General features: G+C 64.0%; 16 protein-coding genes. 3 read left to right on the top strand and 13 right to left on the bottom strand.

What is annotated here, in order from left to right; translation table 11 throughout:
* Positions 1 to 28 precede the first annotated feature (28 nt).
* A complete protein-coding gene (locus tag OIE53_RS17150; RefSeq protein ID WP_393337452.1) occupies positions 29 to 1,255 on the top strand; it encodes a multidrug effflux MFS transporter in 1,227 nt (408 codons plus the stop codon).
* Between the two features lie 51 nt (positions 1,256 to 1,306).
* Here OIE53_RS17150 and OIE53_RS17145 read toward each other — a convergent pair whose 3' ends face one another.
* From OIE53_RS17145 to OIE53_RS17130, 4 genes are all read right to left on the bottom strand, one after another.
* A complete protein-coding gene (locus tag OIE53_RS17145; RefSeq protein ID WP_327022547.1) occupies positions 1,307 to 1,660 on the bottom strand; it encodes a nitroreductase/quinone reductase family protein in 354 nt (117 codons plus the stop codon).
* A 151-nt stretch (positions 1,661 to 1,811) separates the two neighbouring features.
* A complete protein-coding gene (locus OIE53_RS17140) occupies positions 1,812 to 4,031 on the bottom strand; it encodes a choice-of-anchor J domain-containing protein (protein ID WP_327022546.1) in 2,220 nt (739 codons plus the stop codon).
* A 231-nt stretch (positions 4,032 to 4,262) separates the two neighbouring features.
* Positions 4,263 to 4,949 (bottom strand): lytic polysaccharide monooxygenase auxiliary activity family 9 protein, encoded by a 687-nt coding sequence (locus OIE53_RS17135; protein ID WP_327022545.1) that lies wholly within the window; start codon positions 4,947 to 4,949, stop codon positions 4,263 to 4,265.
* Between the two features lie 672 nt (positions 4,950 to 5,621).
* On the bottom strand, positions 5,622 to 6,122 hold the full coding sequence (locus OIE53_RS17130) for a restriction endonuclease (RefSeq protein WP_327022544.1): 501 nt from the start codon (positions 6,120 to 6,122) through the stop codon (positions 5,622 to 5,624).
* 75 nt (positions 6,123 to 6,197) lie between these two features.
* Here OIE53_RS17130 and OIE53_RS17125 point away from each other — a divergent pair.
* A protein-coding gene (locus tag OIE53_RS17125; RefSeq protein ID WP_327022543.1) for an IS3 family transposase occupies positions 6,198 to 7,366 on the top strand; the annotation gives its coding sequence in 2 pieces (ribosomal slippage) (positions 6,198 to 6,482 and positions 6,485 to 7,366; 1,167 coding nt in all).
* A 13-nt stretch (positions 7,367 to 7,379) separates the two neighbouring features.
* Here the strand turns inward: OIE53_RS17125 and OIE53_RS17120 are convergent.
* Positions 7,380 to 8,222, bottom strand: a complete 843-nt coding sequence (locus OIE53_RS17120; RefSeq protein WP_327022542.1) for a hypothetical protein — start codon at positions 8,220 to 8,222, stop codon at positions 7,380 to 7,382.
* A gap of 309 nt (positions 8,223 to 8,531) precedes the next feature.
* Between OIE53_RS17120 and OIE53_RS17115 the strand changes: the two genes are divergently transcribed.
* Entirely contained in the window at positions 8,532 to 9,611 is a 1,080-nt protein-coding gene (locus tag OIE53_RS17115; RefSeq protein WP_327022541.1) for a DNA cytosine methyltransferase, read from the top strand.
* A 10-nt stretch (positions 9,612 to 9,621) separates the two neighbouring features.
* Here the strand turns inward: OIE53_RS17115 and OIE53_RS17110 are convergent, their stop codons facing one another.
* The 8 genes from OIE53_RS17110 to OIE53_RS17075 form a co-directional block, all read right to left on the bottom strand.
* Positions 9,622 to 10,095: a very short patch repair endonuclease gene (locus OIE53_RS17110; protein WP_327022540.1), complete on the bottom strand. Its 474-nt coding sequence runs from the start codon at positions 10,093 to 10,095 to the stop codon at positions 9,622 to 9,624.
* Between the two features lie 38 nt (positions 10,096 to 10,133).
* A complete protein-coding gene (locus tag OIE53_RS17105) occupies positions 10,134 to 10,928 on the bottom strand; it encodes a DUF6339 family protein (RefSeq protein WP_327022539.1) in 795 nt (264 codons plus the stop codon).
* Positions 10,928 to 11,575 (bottom strand): hypothetical protein, encoded by a 648-nt coding sequence (locus tag OIE53_RS17100; protein WP_327022538.1) that lies wholly within the window; start codon positions 11,573 to 11,575, stop codon positions 10,928 to 10,930. Before OIE53_RS17100 ends, OIE53_RS17105 begins: the two co-directional genes overlap by 1 nt.
* Positions 11,576 to 11,850: 275 nt before the next feature.
* Positions 11,851 to 13,329 carry a hypothetical protein gene (locus OIE53_RS17095; RefSeq protein WP_327022537.1) on the bottom strand — a complete coding sequence of 493 codons (1,479 nt, stop codon included), beginning with the start codon at positions 13,327 to 13,329 and terminating at the stop codon, positions 11,851 to 11,853.
* Positions 13,330 to 13,709: 380 nt separating this feature from the next.
* A complete protein-coding gene (locus OIE53_RS17090; protein ID WP_327022536.1) occupies positions 13,710 to 14,735 on the bottom strand; it encodes a PD-(D/E)XK motif protein in 1,026 nt (341 codons plus the stop codon).
* On the bottom strand, positions 14,732 to 17,377 hold the full coding sequence (locus OIE53_RS17085) for a Z1 domain-containing protein (RefSeq protein ID WP_327022535.1): 2,646 nt from the start codon (positions 17,375 to 17,377) through the stop codon (positions 14,732 to 14,734). Before OIE53_RS17085 ends, OIE53_RS17090 begins: the two co-directional genes overlap by 4 nt.
* A 530-nt stretch (positions 17,378 to 17,907) precedes the next feature.
* On the bottom strand, positions 17,908 to 18,387 hold the full coding sequence (locus OIE53_RS17080) for a flavoprotein (RefSeq protein WP_327022534.1): 480 nt from the start codon (positions 18,385 to 18,387) through the stop codon (positions 17,908 to 17,910).
* 11 nt (positions 18,388 to 18,398) lie between these two features.
* Positions 18,399 to 19,646, bottom strand: coding sequence for a helix-turn-helix transcriptional regulator (locus OIE53_RS17075; RefSeq protein ID WP_327022533.1), 1,248 nt, complete (start codon positions 19,644 to 19,646; stop codon positions 18,399 to 18,401).
* Between the last annotated feature and the right edge of the window lie 221 nt (positions 19,647 to 19,867).

Raw genomic sequence — 19,867 nt, 5'->3', positions numbered from 1 at the left:
CTCTGTAGGCAGAGCTATCGTAGCCGCCATGCCGCAGACCGTCATGCCCACCGCCCCCGCGCCGGACCGAGTCGCCGTACCCACCGGCCGGGCCGCCCTCGGGCTGCTGGTGCTGCTCGGCAGCCTCACCGCCATCGGGCCCCTGACGCTGGACACCTACCTGCCGGCCCTGCCCGAGATGACCCGCGACCTGTCCACCAGCCAGGCGACCATCCAGCTCTCCCTGACCACCTGCCTGATCGGCATGGCCGTCGGTCAACTCGTCACCGGTCCCCTCAGCGACCGCTGGGGGCGGCGCCGACCGGTGCTGGTCGGGGTGGCCGCGTACACCCTGGTGTCGCTGCTGTGCACCCTCGCGCCGACCGCGGAGACCTTCGCCGCGGCCCGCTTCCTCCAGGGCTTCGCCGGCGGGATGGGCACGGTCGTGGCCCGCGCCATCGTCCGTGACCTCTACACCGGCCGCGCCGCCGCCAAGTACTTCTCCCGCCTCACCCTGATCTTCGGCCTGGCCCCGATGGCCGCCCCCGCCTTCGGTGGGCTGCTGCTCGGCCTCGGCAACTGGCGGATCATCTTCGTCGCCCTGACCATCATCGGGGTCCTGCTCGGCACGGTCGTCATCTGGCGGCTACCGGAGACCCTGCCGGTCACCCGGCGGAACGCCGGGGGCCTGGCCGCGATCGCCCGGGCCGCCCGCACCCTGCTCACCGACCGCATCTACCTGGGATACACCGTGACCCAGGGCCTGGCCTTCGCCGGACTCTTCGCCTACCTCTCCGGGTCCTCCTTCGTCCTCCAGGACGTCTTCGGCCTGTCCACCGGTGCCTACAGCCTGATCTTCGGCCTCAACGCCCTGGCCATGCTCGCCACCGGCCAACTCAACGCCCGACTACTCGACCGGCGTAACCCCCGCCCACTGCTGATCACCGGCCTGAGCCTCGGCCTGCTGGCCGCCCTCGGTCTGCTGGCCGGAGTGCTGCTGGACTCCCGGCCGCTGGTCCTGGCCGCCCTCTTCCTCTTCCTGGGCTCGCTCGGCATGGTGATGCCCAACGGCACCGCCCTGGCCCTGGACCGGCACGGCAGCCACGCCGGCACCGCCGCCGCCCTGCTCGGCGGCATCCAGGCCGTGATCGCCGCCGCCGCCGCGCCGCTGGTCGGTCTGGGTGGGGAGGGCACCGCCCTGCCGATGGCCGTGGTGGTCCTCGGCGGCGCCGCCGGATCGCTGCTGATGGTGCTCACCCTGGCCCGCCGCCGCTGACCGCACCTGCCCGGCTCAGCCGGCATCGACCCACAGCATCCCATCACGGCCTCAGCCCAGGGGGACCTGCACCGCCACGTCGTGCTTGGGGTAGAGGGAGTCGAACTCGTCGGAGCCGTACTTGTCGCGGAACATGGCCACGATGTCCTCGACCTGCCGGCTGTCCGTGATCGGGGTGGCGCTGGAACTCAACGAGGCACCGTCGACCGCCAGTTCGACCATCGGGATCTGCTGGACGTTCTTGTACCACTGGGTGTCCGAGCCGGTCACCGGCACCAGGAAGACGTTGTCGTCGTGCTGCACGAACCACACCGGGCGGGGAATCTGCCGTCCGGTCCTGCGGCCGGTCACGGTCAGCTCGACCTCGCGTACCCCCGACAGTGCCTCACCGATCGCGTTGGTCATGGTGTCCTCCGGCAGCTTGCCCTGCGACGATGCCCTCGCCCGTCAGGGTAGGCAGCGTGGGAGGGGCGCGCCGCCGGTTCGGGCCCCGGTCCCCGGAACGGAAACGCCCGGCGCCGCAGGTCGCGGCACCGGGCGTTCCCTCTCGGCTGGATCAGCTCAGCGGGCCGCCGCCGGGCTGGACCACGTTGTTCACCGTCAGCTTGTACGGCGCGTACTGGGTGACCTGCTCGGTCGGGTCGTCGTAGGCGACGATCGCGACCACCTTCGGGAAGGCCAGCAGGGCCAGGGTCGGCACCGCACCGAGGGTGAAGCTCGACTTGCCGTTCACCTCGTGCTGGTAGGCGATCTTGTTCTTCTCGTCTAGACCGATGAACCGCACGTTCCAGTTCGCCACCGGGGTCGGGTAGATCTCCGAGGGCGAGTCGAACGGTGCCAGGCTCGACCCGTCGCTGACCAGGGTGCCGCCCACGGTGATGTCGTCGATCAGCACACCACCCTCGTTGACCCCACCGTCGCTGACGTACCGGAAGCTCAGCAGGATCTGCTGATCGGCGTACGCCGACAGGTCGAACGAGTGCGGCTCGAACCCGTCGGTGGTGCCGTTGAGCGCCGGGCCCAGCGGACCGCTGACGGTCTTGTCCCCGGCGATCGGGGTGTACGACTTGCCGCCGTCGGTGGAGACGCTGACGTAGCCGTAGTCGTAGCCGATCTCCGCGCCGTACTTCGCCAGGAAGGTCAGGGTCGGGTTGGCGGCCGGCACGGTGACCGGGGTGACGGCGGCGGCGTCCGTGCTGTTGCCGTTGCCGGACCAGATCACCGAGTTGCCCGGACGATCCGGGTCATTGTTCACCGTCGTCCAGGCCAGCGGGATCGCCGGCAGGGTCTTAGCGCCCTGGAACTTGATCGAACGCAGGTCGCCCCGGCCCAGCGGCTTGCCGTTGGCCTTGCGCAACTGCACGTAGTCGGCACCGTTGGGCGCGGCTCCCGGAGTCGCGTACGAGGCCGGGTTGTCCAGGTTCACGGTGGCGTTCAGGCTGGCCGTGGTCACCCGCCGCTTGTCGACGCCGAGCATGATGCCCAGCTTCGAGTTGCCCACGACCCGGTCCACCAGGTTCATCGTCTGGTAGTCGTGCAGCACCTTGTACATGTCCTTGACGCCCTCGTCGGCCAGCGCCGCCTTCAGGCTGGCCAATCCCTGAAGCTCGCCGTCCTGGTGCAGCCGGGAGATGAAGTCCAGGCCGTAGCGGTCGTACAGGAAGAGGATCAAGGAGTACGCGTTGCCGTAGTCGGCCAGCACCCCACTGCTGGTGCTGCCCTCGTTCCACAGATTGATCGAGTTCTCCGGGCCACCACAGTCCCGAGGGTTGGTGTTGTACGGCGTCTGGACCGTACCGAAGCCCTGGAAGCAGTAGATGTGGCTGTCCGTGCCGGGCTGGTCGATCCGGGCCCGGGCGTCCACATAGCCGGCGAGCGTCTGGGCGAAGTCCGCCAGTCCCTCGTTCAGCCAGACCGACTCGAAGGGGTCGGCGTGGTAGTGCGCCAGGTGCTGCCACTCGTGGATGAAGACGCCCTCGTAGAGGTTCGGCCGGGCCGGCCGGGAGGTGCACAGGTCGTCCGTGGGCTCGTCCGGCGGGTTCTCGCCGGTGCGGTGCGCCCAGTCGAAGGCGTCCACCGTCATGATGTTGCGGTCGAGCAGCTCGTCGAAGAGCGAGAAGTGGAACCCGGCGATGTAGCTGGGGGCGGCCGGGAAGTCATAGAAGTTGTCGTCCCGGACGTTGTCGATGAGGGTGACCGTACGGTTGCCGGCCCCGGTGAAGTCACCGGCCAACTGCGCGTTGCTGCCGTCGCGCTCCGGCGGGGTGCTGAAGGCCGCGATCGACTTCGGGTACATGTTCGTGTCGAACTCGCTGACCAGGCGGTTCACCTGGGCATCGGTGATCACCGTGGAGTTCGGGATCTGCCGACGGCAGTCGCCCTCCGGGAACTCGGTGTCGTTGGCGACCCACACCTCGATGTTGTCACCCACCCCACGCAGGGTGTACGGCTTGAGGTACATGACACCCTGGTAGTCGTCGAGAGCCAACCAGTTGCGTACGGTCCCGACCGGCGGGGTCTCGGCCGCGGCCTGCGTCCGGCGAGACTGGGCCGGCGGCTGGTACTGGGTCGGCACCTCCACCGGCTTGCCGTTGAAGGTGAAGTCCTTGCGGGTCAGTTCGCGGATGTCACTGACGAGCCCGCCGGTGTCGGCGGCGGCGCTGGGCGCCACCTGCGGGCCGGGAGCGGCCGACGCGGTCGCCGGTGCGGCGATGACATAGAGAAACGGTAGGACAATGGCGCTTGCTGCTATCCCCGCAAAGCGGCGACGTGCCATGGAACCTCCTCATCGATGGAAGATCCAACCGATCCCTACGCTGGGTCGCGAACGGGATCAGTTGATCTACGTACGCTGATTGAGCGTCTTCGTGACCTCAACACAAGGAGATCGATCAGGCAAGGGGCTCCCGTCCCGGCACCGTCGGGTTTGACGACGGAAAAGACACCGCCGGCCCGGGAGGCCAAGGTCCCGGGCCGGCGGCGCGCCGAATGTATCGGCCATTGTGGATTAGACGAAGTTTACGTCACTGCACCACATGTACGCCTGGTCGAGGTGGGACGCCTGCCAGATGACGAACAGAATGTGGTGTCCGGTGTAGCCGGAGGTCGAGACGTTGAACGAGATGTTCTGCGCCGGTGCGTACCGTCCGGTCTGGGTGATGAAATCGAGGTTTCCCCACCCGAGTTGCTGGGTAGCGGGGTTGAAGCCCTGCTTGCTCACGTAGACCCGGAAGTAGTCAGCGCCGTGGCTAGCCTGGTCGTGCAGTTGGACGGTGAAGTTACGGCTGATGTTCGTGGTCTTCCACGCCCCAGGCCGGTTCAGGCTGTTGTTGCGCGACAGCGCGTTGCTGCACAACTGGCCGTCCGGCGTACGGGCCTGGAACTGCCCACCGAGACCGTCACGCAACGCGCTCATCCAGTTCCACATGGTGTCCGGGTTGGCCTGGAAGGCCTGCCAGCACATCGGGTCCTGCTGCTGCATCTGCGGGCTCATGTGGTTGTTGCCCCAGGTCTTCCAACACTGGTACGCACGAGAGGCCGGGTTGACGATGGTGCCGTGGGCCTGGGCCGTACCGGCCCAGGGCAGCATCCCCACCACCAGGGCGAGCAGCAGGACGAGCGCTCGTGCGGGCCGGCGAGCAGCGGACCGGGACGGCCGGCCGGACTGTTCGGATTCGAGTGATCGCACTTGCATCCTCCGTTCTAGACATCCATGGACGTCGATGGGAGCGCTTGCGCTGAGTCTGCCACCCATCGCCCGATTTGGCAACGATCGTCTATTGACGTTGGTCTGGGGAGCTTTGGTCCGTCTCCTCCTTCGGCGTGGCCCCGCACTGTCGACCTCGGCCATGACTTGAGGCGTTGGCAGGTGGTGACTGGCGGGGTGAGTCCGACCGGCCGACGCTTCAGGCCGCGAGAGCCCGGACGCCCGCACGGGTCCAACAGATCCGCAAGATCGAAAGCCCTGCGGTCGTTTCGAACCGGGCCGCCCACCCTGCCGAGTTGGTGGTTCGCCGCCGTGGATTCTGCTGAGCTCAACGCCTGCTTCGCGGTGTTCAGCCACTCGCCGCGCAACTGGTCCACGGCTACAACGAGGCCGGGCCGTATGTGGGGTTGAACCGGCGTCGGTGCACCGGCTGGCGAATGCAGCGCCCTTGGCGTAGCTGAACGGCTGAGGCTTTCTAGCGGTCGGAAGGAGGCCGAACCCCTACTGTGGCTTCATCCAGAACCTGGTCGCGGCGCTCCAGAGATCAGCTATGCCCACCGCCGAACCGCAGCAGTTGAAGCAGGCGCGCGGCAGCCTGCTCCGATTCATATGATTTCTGACATATGGCGCGATGCTGACTTTTTAGCTGCTGAAACCACGTCATCCGTAAAGGATTTCCTCTGGACGGCGGTAGGTGATGGCCAGGTCGTAGCTACCCGTTATCGAGCTGAGGAGCCGGTCGAGGTCTCCGTTGTGATCAGCCGCCGCCATGCGCAGTACCTCCTCGCCGAGCGTCTTTCCGTCAATCAAAACCAGTGGGTACTGATCGTCGATTACTTCGACTTGAGCCTGCCGGGAGAAGACCCCGGTGGTGACAAAGACTCCGATCCAGCCACGCCGCAGGCGGGCAACAACACGCGCGACCTGGTCGGGACTAATCGACGAGGACGGGGACACGCATTTAGCTTGTCCGAGGACCACCAAGGGAACGTTGTTGGTGGCCGTGCCGACGTCAAGTCGTCCGACAAAGTCGACGCCGCCGTCGCCGCCCGGCCGTGTTAGCCAGCCGTCGTGATAGCGGGCGCCGGATCGGCCCAAGACTTGCGCGGAAACCCGGGCTGCCAGTAGCTCGAAGGCATGTTTGCGACCCTCGAAGTGCATGTAAAGAGGGTCTGCTGCACCGATAGGTGACATCTGAGTTGGCTTGCCTTGTTGGCGGGCTGGAAGGATGTCGCTGTGCCCAAGCCCTACCCCCGAGAGTTCCGTGACGACGTCGTGCGGGTTGCTCGTGACCGTGACCCGGGCGTGACGGTGGAGCAGATCGCGAAGGACTTCGGGGTCCATCCGATGACGTTGTTCAAGTGGCTGCGCCAGGCCGACATCGACGAGGGCGTCAAGCCGGGTGTGAGCAGCAGCGATTCGGCCGAGCTGCGGGAGGCCCGTAAGCGGATCAAGCTCCTCGAACAGGAGAACGAGGTCCTGCGCCGGGCGGCGGCCTACTTGTCGCAGGCGAACCTGCCGGGAAAAGGCTCTACCCGCTCGTGAACGAGCTGGCCGCCGACGGGATCCCCGTGGCGGTGACGTGCCGGGTACTGAACATCGCTCGACAGCCCTACTACCGGTGGCTTGCCCGCCCGGTCACCGACGCCGAACTGGCCGAGGCATACCGGGCGGACGCGTTGTTCGACGCCCATCGTGATGACCCGGAGTTCGGCTATCGGTTCCTGGCCGATGAAGCCCGCGCTGCCGGACGACCGATGACCGAGCGCACCGCGTGGAAGATCTGCTCCGGCATGGGCTGGTGGAGCGTGTACAGCCGCAAGCGGCGGCGGGGCAAGGGCGGCAGGCCGGGCCCACCGGTGCACGACGACCTCGTGAAGCGTGACTTCACCGCCAGCGGCCCGAACCAGCTCTGGTTGGCGGACATCACCGAACACCGCACCGGTGAGGGCAAGCTCTACCTGTGCGCGATCAAGGACATGTGGTCGAACCGGATCGTCGGCTACTCCATCGACTCGACAATGAAGTCGCGGCTGGCCGTGACCGCCCTGCACAACGCCGCCGCCCGCCGCGGTGACCTGGCCGGCTGCGTGCTGCACACCGACCGCGGGTCGCAGTTTCGCAGCCGGAAGTTCGTCCGCGCCCTCCACCGCCACCAGATGCTCGGGTCGATGGGCAGAGTCGGCGCCGCCGGCGACAACGCCGCCATGGAATCGTTCTTCGGCCTGCTGCAGAACAACGTCCTCGACCGGCGATCATGGGCCACCCGCGAGCAACTACGGATCGCGATCGTGACCTGGATCGAACGGACCTACCACCGCCGCCGACGCCAACGATCCCTGTCCCGGTTGACCCCCATCGAGTACGAGACCATCATGACCCCACCGGCCAGTCAGGCCGCGTGACTACACCTGTCACCTATCGGTGCAGCAGACCCAGACGCTGAAGCAGAGCTGCTTCTGCAGACCCGGGAGTTGGGCGCTGGTCTTCTGCCGACCGAACGCGCGAGGAGGTGACGCGGCGCCGTGAGCGAGGGATTGCGGCTCGGCCCTCTCTGATCCAGCGCCGCCAGGACATGGGCGCATGACGGGCGGCCCGCTCGGCGTCAAGCTTCACGTTACGGCGGTCATCGATCCAACGCATGTCGAGCGCATCACCGGTGTCCGCGAGGTCGACCACTGCCACGTCAAGCACGAGGTTGGGGAAGCTGCGTCCGGTCTCGGGGTCACGTTGCACAACGTGTTCGAGTCGTTCAATGATCGCTGCACCGCAGAACTCGACGTGACCCTTGACAAGGTTGCGGCCACCCCTGCTGACCGTGACAGACCGATAGATCAGCAACGGCGGAGCTTGAAGCCGTGCAGATGGGTCGGATGCGGCGTGAAGTGCCCACGCGTCCAGCAACGCGCGGTTGCCAGCTGTGACGCCGGGAAGGCCGGTCTTGGTCGGCTTGTGGTCTCCGTAATAACGGACGTAGCCGTGGTCGAGGTCGAACTCGTCATGCCATGGGTTTGTGACGTGCCCAGCTTTCCAAGGGCTCGACCGTAAGCTGATCACCGGCCGACGTCGTCCGTCAGGCGTATCCACCATGGCGGTCGCGTTGATACCCGCTTCGAGCATCAACCGTGGAGCATCACTGGCTTCCACTGATGCGGTCACGAAGTGATAATTGAGATAGCCGTCCAGCTCAACGTCAACTCGGCTGGCGCCCTGCGCATAGCGCATGATCTCGAGCATCGGGAGTAAGCGCGCGTGATCCACGTTCACATCGTGCCGGTTGGCGACCGTGGGCGGTACTACCCCTCTGGCGGAGCCTCCGCGGACCGAGGGCGGACGCCGGATGGCTAGGTTGCTGTAACGCCTTGGCTTGGCCACCAGAGGACCTCCAGCTAGCCCGGCAGCCGTCGGCCTCGATGTAGATCCTAGAGCCTCTCATGCTCTGGCCCGTCCTGGAAGTCGGCCGAAGCAGCCGTCGAGAGGTTCGGTACGTTCTGGCTGAACTCCTCGTGAGCCAGATCGCACCGGCCCGCCCGCTAGCTAGGATCGGCGGAGCCGGCTAGGGTACAGCCCATGCCGAAGATCCTCCGTGTCGTTGACCTCTTCGCCGGATGTGGGGGACTTACGGAGGGCCTTCGGAAAACCGGGCGATACCTTCCTGTTGGGGCAGTCGAAATCGATCTGGCTGCGGCCGCTACCTACGCCGAGAACTTTGGCCGGGAGCATATCCACGCGGGCGGCATCGCAGAGTGGCTGGACGAAGGGCAATTTCCGGATGCGGACGTAGTCGTCGGCGGACCTCCATGCCAGGGCTTCTCCAATCTAGGTAAACGGCTCGACGATGACCCCCGCAACGAACTCTGGCGTGAGTACTGGCGGGCGCTCACCCTGATCAAGCCGAAGGTGTTCGTGCTTGAGAATGTCGAAAGGTTCCTCCGCAGCCACCAGTACCAGCAGATGAAGGCCGCCGCGGGTAGTGAGTCGCTTCGCGACTACGAACTCCGCGAAGACGTCGTCGTAGCTGCCGCCTTTGGCTCGTCGCAAATACGCCGTCGGGCGATTGTCATCGGCACTCATCGCGATCTGAAACCCATCGACGTTCCGATTTCTGGGCTGGGTCGGGAGTGTTGGAAGACCGTCGGTGAAGCCCTTGCCGGCGTGCCGCTGCATGTGCCTAGGGGCCGACAGAATTTGCCGGAGGGTGCTGTATCATATTGGAACAAAAAGATACCGGGACCTTTTACTAGCCGTTCACTTCACATCACTCGCCGCTATGAGGAAATCTCTCTGGAGCGATTCCAGTGCATCCCCGCCGGTGGAAACCGTTTCGATCTTCCTGACCGACTCAAGTCGCCCTGTTGGCTAAAGCATACGAAGGGAGCCTCGGACGTGATGGGCCGCCTTAGTTGGGATCGGCCTTCGGTCACCATTCGGACGGAGTTTTTCAAACCAGAGAAGGGTCGTTACCTGCATCCGTCGGAGGATAGGGCGCTGACCCATTACGAGGCCGCGAGACTTCAGGGCTTCGATGATGAGTTCAAGTGGTGCGGTAGCAAGGTGCAGATTGCCCGCCAGATAGGCAACGCAGTTCCTGTCGAGCTCGCCACGGCCATCGGACAGCACGTCGCAGTCGCCCTGGACGAACAGCTCTGAGTCGCCGAAGTCAGCTGAGAACGCTTGGCGGGCTGGGGTGCTGATTTTTTGGACCGAGTGCGGCGCGCCGCTCACTCAGTAACTCAACGATACGCGTGACCGCATCAGCGGGAATCTCATGTTCCCAAATTCGTAATACAGACCAACCTAATGCCTCGAGGTGCGCCGTCGTCGCGGCGTCACGCAACTGATTCGCCCGGAGTTTCTCGGACCACCATTCGCCATTAGCGCTGGGGCTGGTCTTGTGCTGGGGGCACGAATGCCAAAAGCAACCGTCGATGAAAACGGCTACTCGTGAACGAGTAAATGCGACGTCGACGGTACGTCGGGGTAAACCGGGTATCGGCCATGTAACTCGGTAGCGATGCCCCCGGGCATGCAGCAACTTCCGTATAGACAACTCTGGCGCCGTGTCACGGCACCGCTGCCGGCTCATGCGTCTAGAAACGCCGGATGAGCTTGGGGCGGGCAGTTGCGACACCATGGGATAAGCGTACCCGGGTTGAGCGGAGAGACGCAGCTTCAGAGGTCGGCTACGTTGACGCCGGTTTCGGCGAGTAGGCGCCTCGACTCACGGCGCTGTTCCCGTACAAGCTCCAAGAGCTCTTGCTCGGACATCCAATCCAGGTTGAGGAACGCTGTCAGTCGAAGAAGGCGCCGCAACGTGTCCCGATGTACGGCCCTCGCGGGAATCCCGTCATTCGTCCGGCTGTCCTCCGTATGTGCCCGAACGATGGCACGCACCAACGCCGGCGTTGCCGCCACCGAACGTCGACGTGCCATGACATGATCCAGATCAGCCTCTCCGAGCCCGGCCAACAGCTCGTATGGGTCCGGCAGTGACGGGTCATAGAGAACGTGGGCACGAGTCCAAAGCCTTGCAAGAGTGTGCCTGGTAAGGTCCGTTCCTTTGAATCGGTCGGCGAGGTAGACCCCCTCTCGCATCGGGAAGCGCCAGGCACAAACATGAGGAATCAACACCAGTGCGAGAAAGGCCCATACTTGGCGTTGCGATGCCTCACCCGGAAGCATCCCGGACCGTTCGTGCAGATGACGTGCCGCAATTCGGTCGAAGTCATTCCTGCCTGCCGTAGTAAGCGAACGGGGGAAACCGTTGGCTACGGCGAATTTTTCTAGGTCGGCCGCGAGAAGACGCAACTCGTCGCGGGTGACCCGGGTTCCGCCTGTTGCAGCAAAGATCGCTCGATCCGATGTGACATCTGCAAAACGGGCTAGTTCCTCAGGCTGCCGACCGTGCAGGCTCGCAAACAACCGCTCAGACTCGCCGGGGAGCAGCCGCGGGTACAAAAGGCTCATTACGTTCTGCCCCCCGGGAACATTAAGCTGCTCTGTACGGTGGCGCGTAGCCGCGACGGGTCGCGCCGGCGTTCTTCCCGGAGGCGTTCGATGGCATCCGTGAGCCCTTCACTCGGCAGCCTCAGAAACGCCCTGATCAGTCCATGTACCAGGGCCGCGGTCGTCACCTCCCCATCGGGGGCAGTCGGCTCCTCCTCTGAAGGAAACTCTTCGTCCTCCAAAGCCCGACCGACCAAGTCGTACACCACATCGACCGTTAGAGCATCCCACAAGACCGCCGCTCGCGATTCCTTCGGGTTACGCAAGGCCGCACTGACCTGCTCGTTGTCCTCGTTTAGCAGGACGAGCAGATTACCCATAGCGGCGCTACTCCACTCCGCGGAGTCGACGCTCACGTACCAGGCAGCCCGCTCCGGAAGGCCCTGATTTATGAAGCTAACCGGCGCCACAGGAAGGAGCCCTGCATTGCCCTCCAACCGGATCGAGGTTTGGTCACGCCATAGAATGCTGCCTGATCTATGTGCGATGAATGAATCCGAGCAGCCAGCTCCTGCCGTCAGTACGACTGACGTCTCCAAGATAAGCGCGTTGGCGAGATCGGCGCTGGAGATATCGACTTCGACGATGGCTTCGACCTTCTCTTGCATCCCGGAATGTAGCAGCGGAACTTGCGCAGCAGTGCGGCGCAGCAGCGAAGACGAGGGCCAGTACCGTACATTCACGGCAAGCGAGACCGTACTGTCGAAGCCACATACGCTTACGAGGTCGGGCATATCGACGACGATCTCGCGGCGCAGGCGTATCGGTGCGCAATAGTCCCAACCTAGTAGATGCTCACCTACGGTGGCCCCATCGTCTGTCTGGACCCACGGCGCTGCCAAGACGTGATCGCCAGCCGTCCGATAGGGGTACGCTCGTCCTCTCATCGCGACACGGACTCCACGGCGATGTCCAAGGCGGCGTCGACGACAGGCGTCACCAACAGCTCGTACTCACCGCCTTCGGTGACCTCGACCTGTTCGCCGAGCGTAAGGTTCCCAGCCACCCGCCATCCCAATATTTGCGGGACCGCACTGCCAGCTGGCCTAGCGGTTTCCAAGGACCCCTCCCCCGTCAGAACGGAAGCAGTGCCGCGGAGCGCAGCCGGGCCAGACACCCGCACCTTCTGCACCAGGACCGCGCGGCCTGCATGCGACGCGAAGAAGGGAGCGCCGACGAGGACCGGCCTGGTTCGACGCCATGGACTCGAAGTCCTACCGCGTCCGTGTTTCGGAGGCTCAGCGCCTGAGCTTCCCCCGGTCGGAGCACCGAAGCCATGCCCGATCCTGCCGACATCCTCATCCGACTCGGACGCGCCGGTGCCGCCGACACCTGAGAGGAGGAATCCCAATTTCTGAGCGATGGCGCCGATCGGAACGGCGATGGTCTGTGAGCTCTGCATCTTCGGCCCGGCGATTGCAGTGCACTGCTCGAGGATCCGTCTGCGTGCCACCCTGACGAATGTTGCATCGCGTCCGGTCAGTTGGGCGTCGATCCAACCATCGTGTGTAGGGGGCTCCGACTTAGAAAATGTTCGGTCCAAGTCGTCGTTCACCTTGAAGACCGCGGCGTACCCGACATCGGGGTGAGGCTTGGAGGGGCCCGGCAGGTATTGCACGACTAGATCCGGTGACCGCATCAGGCACACGTGATGAGGTGAACCGGCCAAACCCAGCTCGGCTGCGGCTGGCGAGGTCACCTTAGCTCCGAACGTATCCGCGTGACTGAAGCGACCGAGTTCCTGTCTCGGTCTCATACACGACAGCGGGGTGCCATTTTCGCCGAGTGCTGCCCGGTATGCGGTGGCGAAGTTGGCCAGAACTGCGTCATCGTGCTCCGAGGGGACAGGGTAACGGACACCGTGTGCAGAGACGGAGACGTGCAGGCGAACGGCCCGGTCAGCAAGCGTGACAGGCCACAGGTTCCATGCGGACGCGTCCGCCAGATAGCGCCCCGCTGCCTCGACGGACATGTCGACGTGATCTTCATCGGGCATCGTCGGATCGGAGAGATCGGGATCGAGTACAACAACTGTCGTTCCAGTCTCTTCCTCCTCAAAGCCAGGAAGACCCAGGCGATGCGCCGTGACTTCGGCATCTCGGTCAGTGATCGGTTCGCAGTGGTCTCGGCTCGGCAGGCCCCACCAGTGCCTACCGGTGTACGGTACGCCGTTCATTGCGGTTGAGCTGAGTAGAGCGGATGCGATCAGCCGGGAGCGTAGCTGCCTGCCTTCGCGGTAGCGTGTGTAGATAAGAACCGTGCCTACCCTAGAGGCGAGGAAGAACGCACCCTTTCCGTAACCGTAGGTACCGCCGCCGCCGTCCACGTCCTGTCTCTCACCGCTGTTCAGAACGAACGACAACCATCCGCGTTGGTTAGGTTCCGCGTAGACGTCCGAGCGCGTTGGTCCGCCAAGTCCACTTGTTCCGCGATCTGAGATTGCGAGATAACGAATGGTGGGGCTCCGGAGGAGAGCCGGCAAGCTCCTGGCGGCTGTGGGATCATTCGGCGCACCTGGTGCAAGTAGCTCCACCCAGGTCACCCGGTGCGCCGGTGACACGGTCACCAGATCCAGTTTGAAGCTGACATCTTTCGACGTCTTCGCGTCCCAGCTGTTCTGCGCCGATTCGCGAACCAGTACAGACAGCACTGAGAAGGCTGGCCTTCCTAACTGGTTCCGGAGGCCCTCCGCTGTGATGCCACCGTCTGGCCGGAACGGCTGGGAATACCAGCAGGGCTTCGTCATCGTTCCTCCAGAAAGCTTCTTGCGGCACAACTCAGGTCGTCGCCGGTCGACGCGACAGTGTCGAGATCGACAAGGTATTCGACACCACTGACGCCAGCCGGAATCACTCCTGCAGCGAATCTGGCCGGAGTGATGCTAGGGAAACCGTCATCGACTAGGTAGATCCGTTGCTCCACCGACGTGTAGCTCGCCGTCCGGAGCTCGGACGAGGACAGGGGCGGAAGCCCCAGGCGATCGAGGCGCGAAAGGATCGCGTTTGGTTCTCCTGCCGCTAAACAACGCTCAACGATTGACGGGATGTCGTCCCCTTCGCCGGGGGCCGACACTGCCAACCGAAGCCAGACGATTCGCAACGATCCCGCTAGCGGACGGACAAGTTGCTCAAGTCCGTGGACGCGGATCATGCGCCCCTGTACTGAGGTCGTGGTCTTTACCTCGATCGCGTCAAAGCCATTGCGGTAGTCCTGAGCAGCCCCATTTGGGCCGTTCCAGGTGTCCGCAGCGCCTTGAGAGACAGCGAGAAGGTGCTCCAACACGAGAAGCTCGCCGTACAGACCGGCAAGCCGCTGCAAGGTCCACTTCGGCCGGCCACCCAAAAGTTCTCGCCATGCCGCCAGCGTTTCTGGTACAGCGCGCGCCGGCATGGTCTTCGGCTGAACGAGGACCATGCAGATGTCGGCCACGAGGCCCGTGAAAACACCGACCAAAGTCGTTCTCATGCATTGCAGGTCGAGGAATCGGACCGGATCTTCACCTACGAGCAACGTGCGTGTCGTAAGATGTACGCCAGAGCTGATCTTATCCTCTACATCCTCTGCATCCGCTTCAAGCGGCACTAGCAAATGCGGAAGACCGTACGAATCCGACGCCAATCGCAACGCGCCAGCTGGACACGATAGCGCCAGCTCGGCGCTTTGCAGCGTCGTGCCGACGTTGTCGAATTGATTTTCGGCGAGCTTCCGCCAAAGATTCTCTAAGGTGCGCCGGAGTGCTGCATCCTGCCTGCTGCGTTCGTGCTTCACGGCCTCACCGGAATCTCGCCGTCGAGATCCTGACCGAGGACGGAAACGTCTTCCGGATCCTCGTCTGTTGCCGCAGGGAAGACTCGTGAAAGATCGGCGGCCACGTAGTCGTACTCGACCTCGACGTCCTGCCCCTTACTCGGCTTCGGAAACACCAGTGCTGCCCCCCAGACAATGGGAACCCCGGGGATGTTGAGGTCTGCCCGCTCCCGGGGCTTAGTCGCCTTCGATTCAGCGTCAATTGGGTAGAGGAGGACCAAACCCTTCTCGGGCTGTTGCCTCGAGCGCTCATTCTGCAGCACGGTCCTATTGATCGCACGCAGCTTGTCCAAGCTGAGGTCGAGACCCTCATCGCGGGAACCGGTCAGCGTTTTGATATCCGCAACCCTATCGCTACGGTTCGCGATTAGCCGCGTCCGTACCACGGTCCCTACGACGCCACCTCCAGGAAGCTCTACTACTTTGGAGTGATGAACCGCCTTAGAGGTACTCGGCTGGGGAGCGGTGCCGATGACACCGACGTTCCAACTCGTTAGGCCGCCCGTGTCCATGCGCTTCTCGATGTACGCCGCCATTAGCTCCGCTGAGGCGTCAGTGGACTTTTCGTGGAACCGGTATTCGGTCACGAACCGAAGAATGCGGTCGGCCGGCACATTGCGCCATAAGGGCTTGGTGGAAGGTGCTGAGTCATCACGCCGACCGTCTACGTCGCTAGCTCTTAAAAGGCTCATGACCGCGGCGGCGTTCTCAGAGTGCCACTTCATAGCTTTGTCATCGCCCGTAGCGGGGAAGTACCTGCTCTCCACCAGAGCGCCGCCGTACGCGGCGGCAGCCCGAACTGCTGCCTTCTGCTTGCTCGGCGCAGTCACGCGCATCTTTGGGTGACACCGGATGCGGACCGCCATCTCGAGAGGTGTCTTGTGCTCAACCAGCAAGCGGTCAATCTCGCCTCGCATTTCGGCCTCGACCGTTGCTAGATGGGTAAACCATCGGCGCATTTCGGCGGGCATGTAAATGCGTGGCAGATCCTTGTAGCGAGGGCGGTAGCCAAACCATCGCCCCATCTGCAGCAGCGTGTCGTAGACATCGGAAGACCTCACGAAGACGCTGACGACAAGTCCCTCAAGCGTGAGGCCCCGCGAAAGCGTATTGCCGCCGACTGCGATGACTGTGACTGCTCCTGACTCATAGTCCAGCCGGTTGGTGCTTCTGTAATGGTCCATAACAATCATGGTGTCCGCGATGACCTGTGGTAATAGGCTGAGTGCAGCCTCGTAAGCCACGGGACTCTCGCCCAGGGAATCGGCGGGCACACGAGAAGTTTCAATGCTCCAGAGAGTGTGCAATTCTGCGAGCAGATTGGGGTCTTCGGCGGCGAGTTGCTTGCTTGTTGCTGACTTGAGCTGCTCTAAAGGTAGCTTGTACGAGTCATGCACTCTTGTGTCGGAGTGCGCGTGGACAAGCATCGACGAATGTTCGGCTTTGTGGGAGCGTAGTCGGCGTGCAGCTGTTGATAGCCAGAACCAAAAGACGGATTTTCGAAGTGAGGGTGTTACCTCCGGTGTGAACGTCGGTATATCTGATTTCTTTGCGGGGCGCATAGCGGCGACCTCGTCATCGGGTATCTCCCGAATCATGTCCAGCCCGCCCGGCACGTCGGCAGGATCTTCGCCGTCTAGCGGCGAACGGCCGAACAAGGTCTCCGGTCCCTGATAGTCCTCACTTCTGGGAAGGCTGAGGATGAAGTCACGGGGGTAGAAGCTCTGGTGTCCTATCGGGTCGGCGAGCAAGTTTGCGAATGGGGTCGCGGTATAGCCCACGTAGCAAACGCGCGGCAGCTGGCGGAGTACGCCTGCAATCAAAGGATTGATGGTCTTGGTCGCGATTGTAGCTTGGTCGGCTTCGTCGTCGATCAGTATAGTGGGGCAGTTTTGTAGGTGGGCGGGAGCGCTGGCTAGCCACTTTCGTAGCTTGCGCAGCACGACAGCGTTTTTTTTCACCACGAGCAACAGGTGCTGATCCTTCGCGGCGAGAAGGGCCGCGGGGTTCGGTGGCGGAGTGAAGTCGCGCTCGGGTGTTGTAATCTGGTGCCAGAGGGTGGGATTCAATTTGACCACGTCGCGAATGAGCCTGGTCTGCGTCTGGCGTCGTAGGGCGTTATGAATACCCGACAGTACGATGAACATTCGATATCCACGATCTGCCGCTTTGCAGATGACTGCCGTGAAGTTGCTGGTCTTTCCGGACTGGACATGACCGACCACGAGACCGCGGGAATCGAACCTGGGGGTCGCTGGGTGATCTAGCATCGCGACTACCTTGTCCGAGGCCTCGTCAATCTTATTGACTGCGTCCTCGTCCAGGATTTTCTGCAAATGCGCCTCGAACGCTGGCCAGTTGCGGTCACCCTTGCGTGGTCCTGCGTACCAGGGCGTCGCGTCCTCCCGGCCGAGCCCCAGGGGCTCCTTCAGCTCAAGAATCTTGGTCGTTTCTTCCTCGTGCCGCTTGATGAGTTCAGCGATGAGGTCCTCGGGAACCGAAAGGCTGCGGAGCTGCTGAGTAACCTGATGCGGTGGCGCGTTGTCGAGGAAGGTGCGGTAGGTGTTCCACGCGGCGCTGAGGTGAGGATCGTTTCCGGACATCAGACACCCCGACCTGACGACGGTCCCAGCTCATAGGCTGTTTGCCGAACACGTTGGCATGCGTGCTCGAGAGGGCGAGGTAGGCAATCCTTCGCTTCCCTGAAACTCGTCGCTGGCCACGTAGGAGTCTTCACGTGACTCTTACTAGCACCTGATCCACCATCGCGAAAGACGGCGCTCGCTGACTGCCTGACTCGGCGACTGACGTTGTCCGGGTGTCTTGCCGGTTCGGCACACCGGTTGAATCAACACGACCGAGTTGTCAGCTACGCTGCCCGGCTCGACCCGTCGATCCGAGATCGGCTCCGTGGATGGCTGGAAGGCTGTCGCTGCGCCCCTGCCTTGGGGAGTTCCGCGACGATGCCGCTGGCGAGGCTGGGACTCCCGCACTCCCACCTTTGCCGGAGCCAATGACGAGGCTTTCACCGACGCTCTGGTCCGCCTCCGGAATGGGGTGCGCAACCCTGCATCGCGGGCCACTCCTCGATCCGCCGCCGGCGGCGGCACGTCCATCGCCTGAATCGGCAGCCCTACACGGAGGCATCAAGCCGGTCCACGACCACCCGCCAGTCCAACTCCGCAGGCAGCGGTGATGCGATGACGCCCCCGCCGCGAAGTAGCCGCAGGTGCCGGTCGTAGTTGGGATGAGCGGCAAGCTGGGCCTTGACGTTCGGAAATGCGTACACCGGGATGCCCGCGCCGAGTGCTTCGTTGAGGATGCCGAGCGCGAGTGTGTCGTTGATCCCCTGAGCCCACTTGTTGATCACGTTGAACGTCGCCGGAACGACAGCAACAGCGGTCGCCGGCGGATGCGGCTCCGGATTGCCAGGCATCCGCCACTCGACCCGAACCGGATACCCCGTCTGCTGCGCCAGCGCCTCCCGGTCGATCCAGGTGGCAGCGGTCGGCGTAGCGGTGAGGCAGACGGTCCAGCCATCCTCTTGAAGCAGTTTGATGAGCTCGCCGATCCGCAGCACCGGGGGAGCGGCGCAGACGACCAGAGCCAGCACACCCCGTCGAGTCATACGAGCAGCCCGGCCCGCTCTGCCAGTGGCCGCAGCCCTGGCGTCGCCACTCGCCGCTCCTTCGCCAATAGGTCGAGCAGAAGCGTGCGCGCCTGGATGTTGGCGTGAACTACCTCGGCGGCCACGCGCTCGGCTTCCAACAGGTGCAACACCGATGCGGACCTGTCGGAGGCTGACATCATCGCCGCTGCTGCCAGGTCAACGTGCACCTGTGCCCTACGGCCAACCAGCACCGGCGGCAGCCGCGAGGTGTCGAGGCGTGTTCCGATCTCCAGGGCTTGGTCTGCGTTGCCGGCCCGAACCGCAGCGGAGACTGCATGGATGATGACGTTCGTTGGACCGAAGCCGGTCCAGATCCGGTTGCGGTCACCGCCGAGCGTCGACGCCAACCTCTCTGCCTGCGCCAGGAACTGGGCGACCTCCTTCGGGTTGCCCTGCCCGGCCGCCATCACCGCAGCCAGAAGCACCAATGCTCCCCGAGCGGAGAGCAGGTCGGGATCGCCAGCAGAGCCAGTAGAGGTCAAGCGCTCAAGGCTGCTCCGTATGACCTGCTCGGCTTCGCTCGCTCGCCCCGGCAGCCGCAAGAGGCCGCAGGCTGCCTGGTAGGCCGCGACGGCCGCTAATGCCTGGTCGTCAGCCAGCCTCGCGGCGGTGGAAGCCCGATCGGCGGTCAGCAGGGCGGTGTCGCCGTCACCGACTTTGGCGGCAACCTTCGACGCCGCGATGTATGCGGCGGCGAGCAGCCGAAACGCAGTGCTGCGATGCAGCCCGGTCGACCGGCTGGATAGCTCCGTTGCTTGGCTGAGCACGTCCGGCAGTAGTCGAGCAGCGGACGTATAACTCGCTCGCTGGTAGAGGTTGTGCACCCGGCCCACAGAACGCCGCACCTCGACAGTCGACTGAGCTGGCCGAGCCGGGGCCGCCAGGTAGCTGGTGAGGAACATCCGGAGGCCGCTCAGCAACTCGGGGCGAGCAGCAGCGGAAGCGGGATCCCTAGTGTCACCCTCCATAGCCTGCCTTCGATGCGCTGTCATTGACACGTCAATGAGCATGTCGTCGAGCTGTTCGAGCGTAACCCCCAGCGCGGAGGCGATCCGGGCCCGATGCCATGGTTGTGGATCAGTCTCGGCGTTCTCCCAGCGCACCACGGTTGACCGTTCCACGCCGAGGGCTTCGGCCAAGCGCTCCTGGCTGTAGCCGAGGGCCTTGCGCCGCTGACAGAGCCGGTGTCGCTTCAGGGCCACGCCTGATCTCCCTCCGTCCTGCCGCCACTCTAGTAACACTCCGTCGAACACGCGGGTACGCAGATGCCTCATTTCTGCGTCACGCAGGCTCCTTCGGCGCTGTAGTGCCTGGTCAGCTACTCGCGAAGGCTGGGTACATGGCCCGGGGCGGGTGCTGGCTCCGGCGTACCGCGTCCCCCGATCGCGGATTCGCCGCTCCCGCCCGCCCCGGTGCCGCTCCA

Origin of the sequence: Micromonospora sp. NBC_01739, from assembly GCF_035920385.1 — a bacterium.
In the GTDB taxonomy this organism is placed as follows: Bacteria; Actinomycetota; Actinomycetes; order Mycobacteriales; family Micromonosporaceae; genus Micromonospora.
Note: the sequence above shows the minus strand (reverse complement) of the source record. Positions and strands in the feature narration are given on the sequence as shown.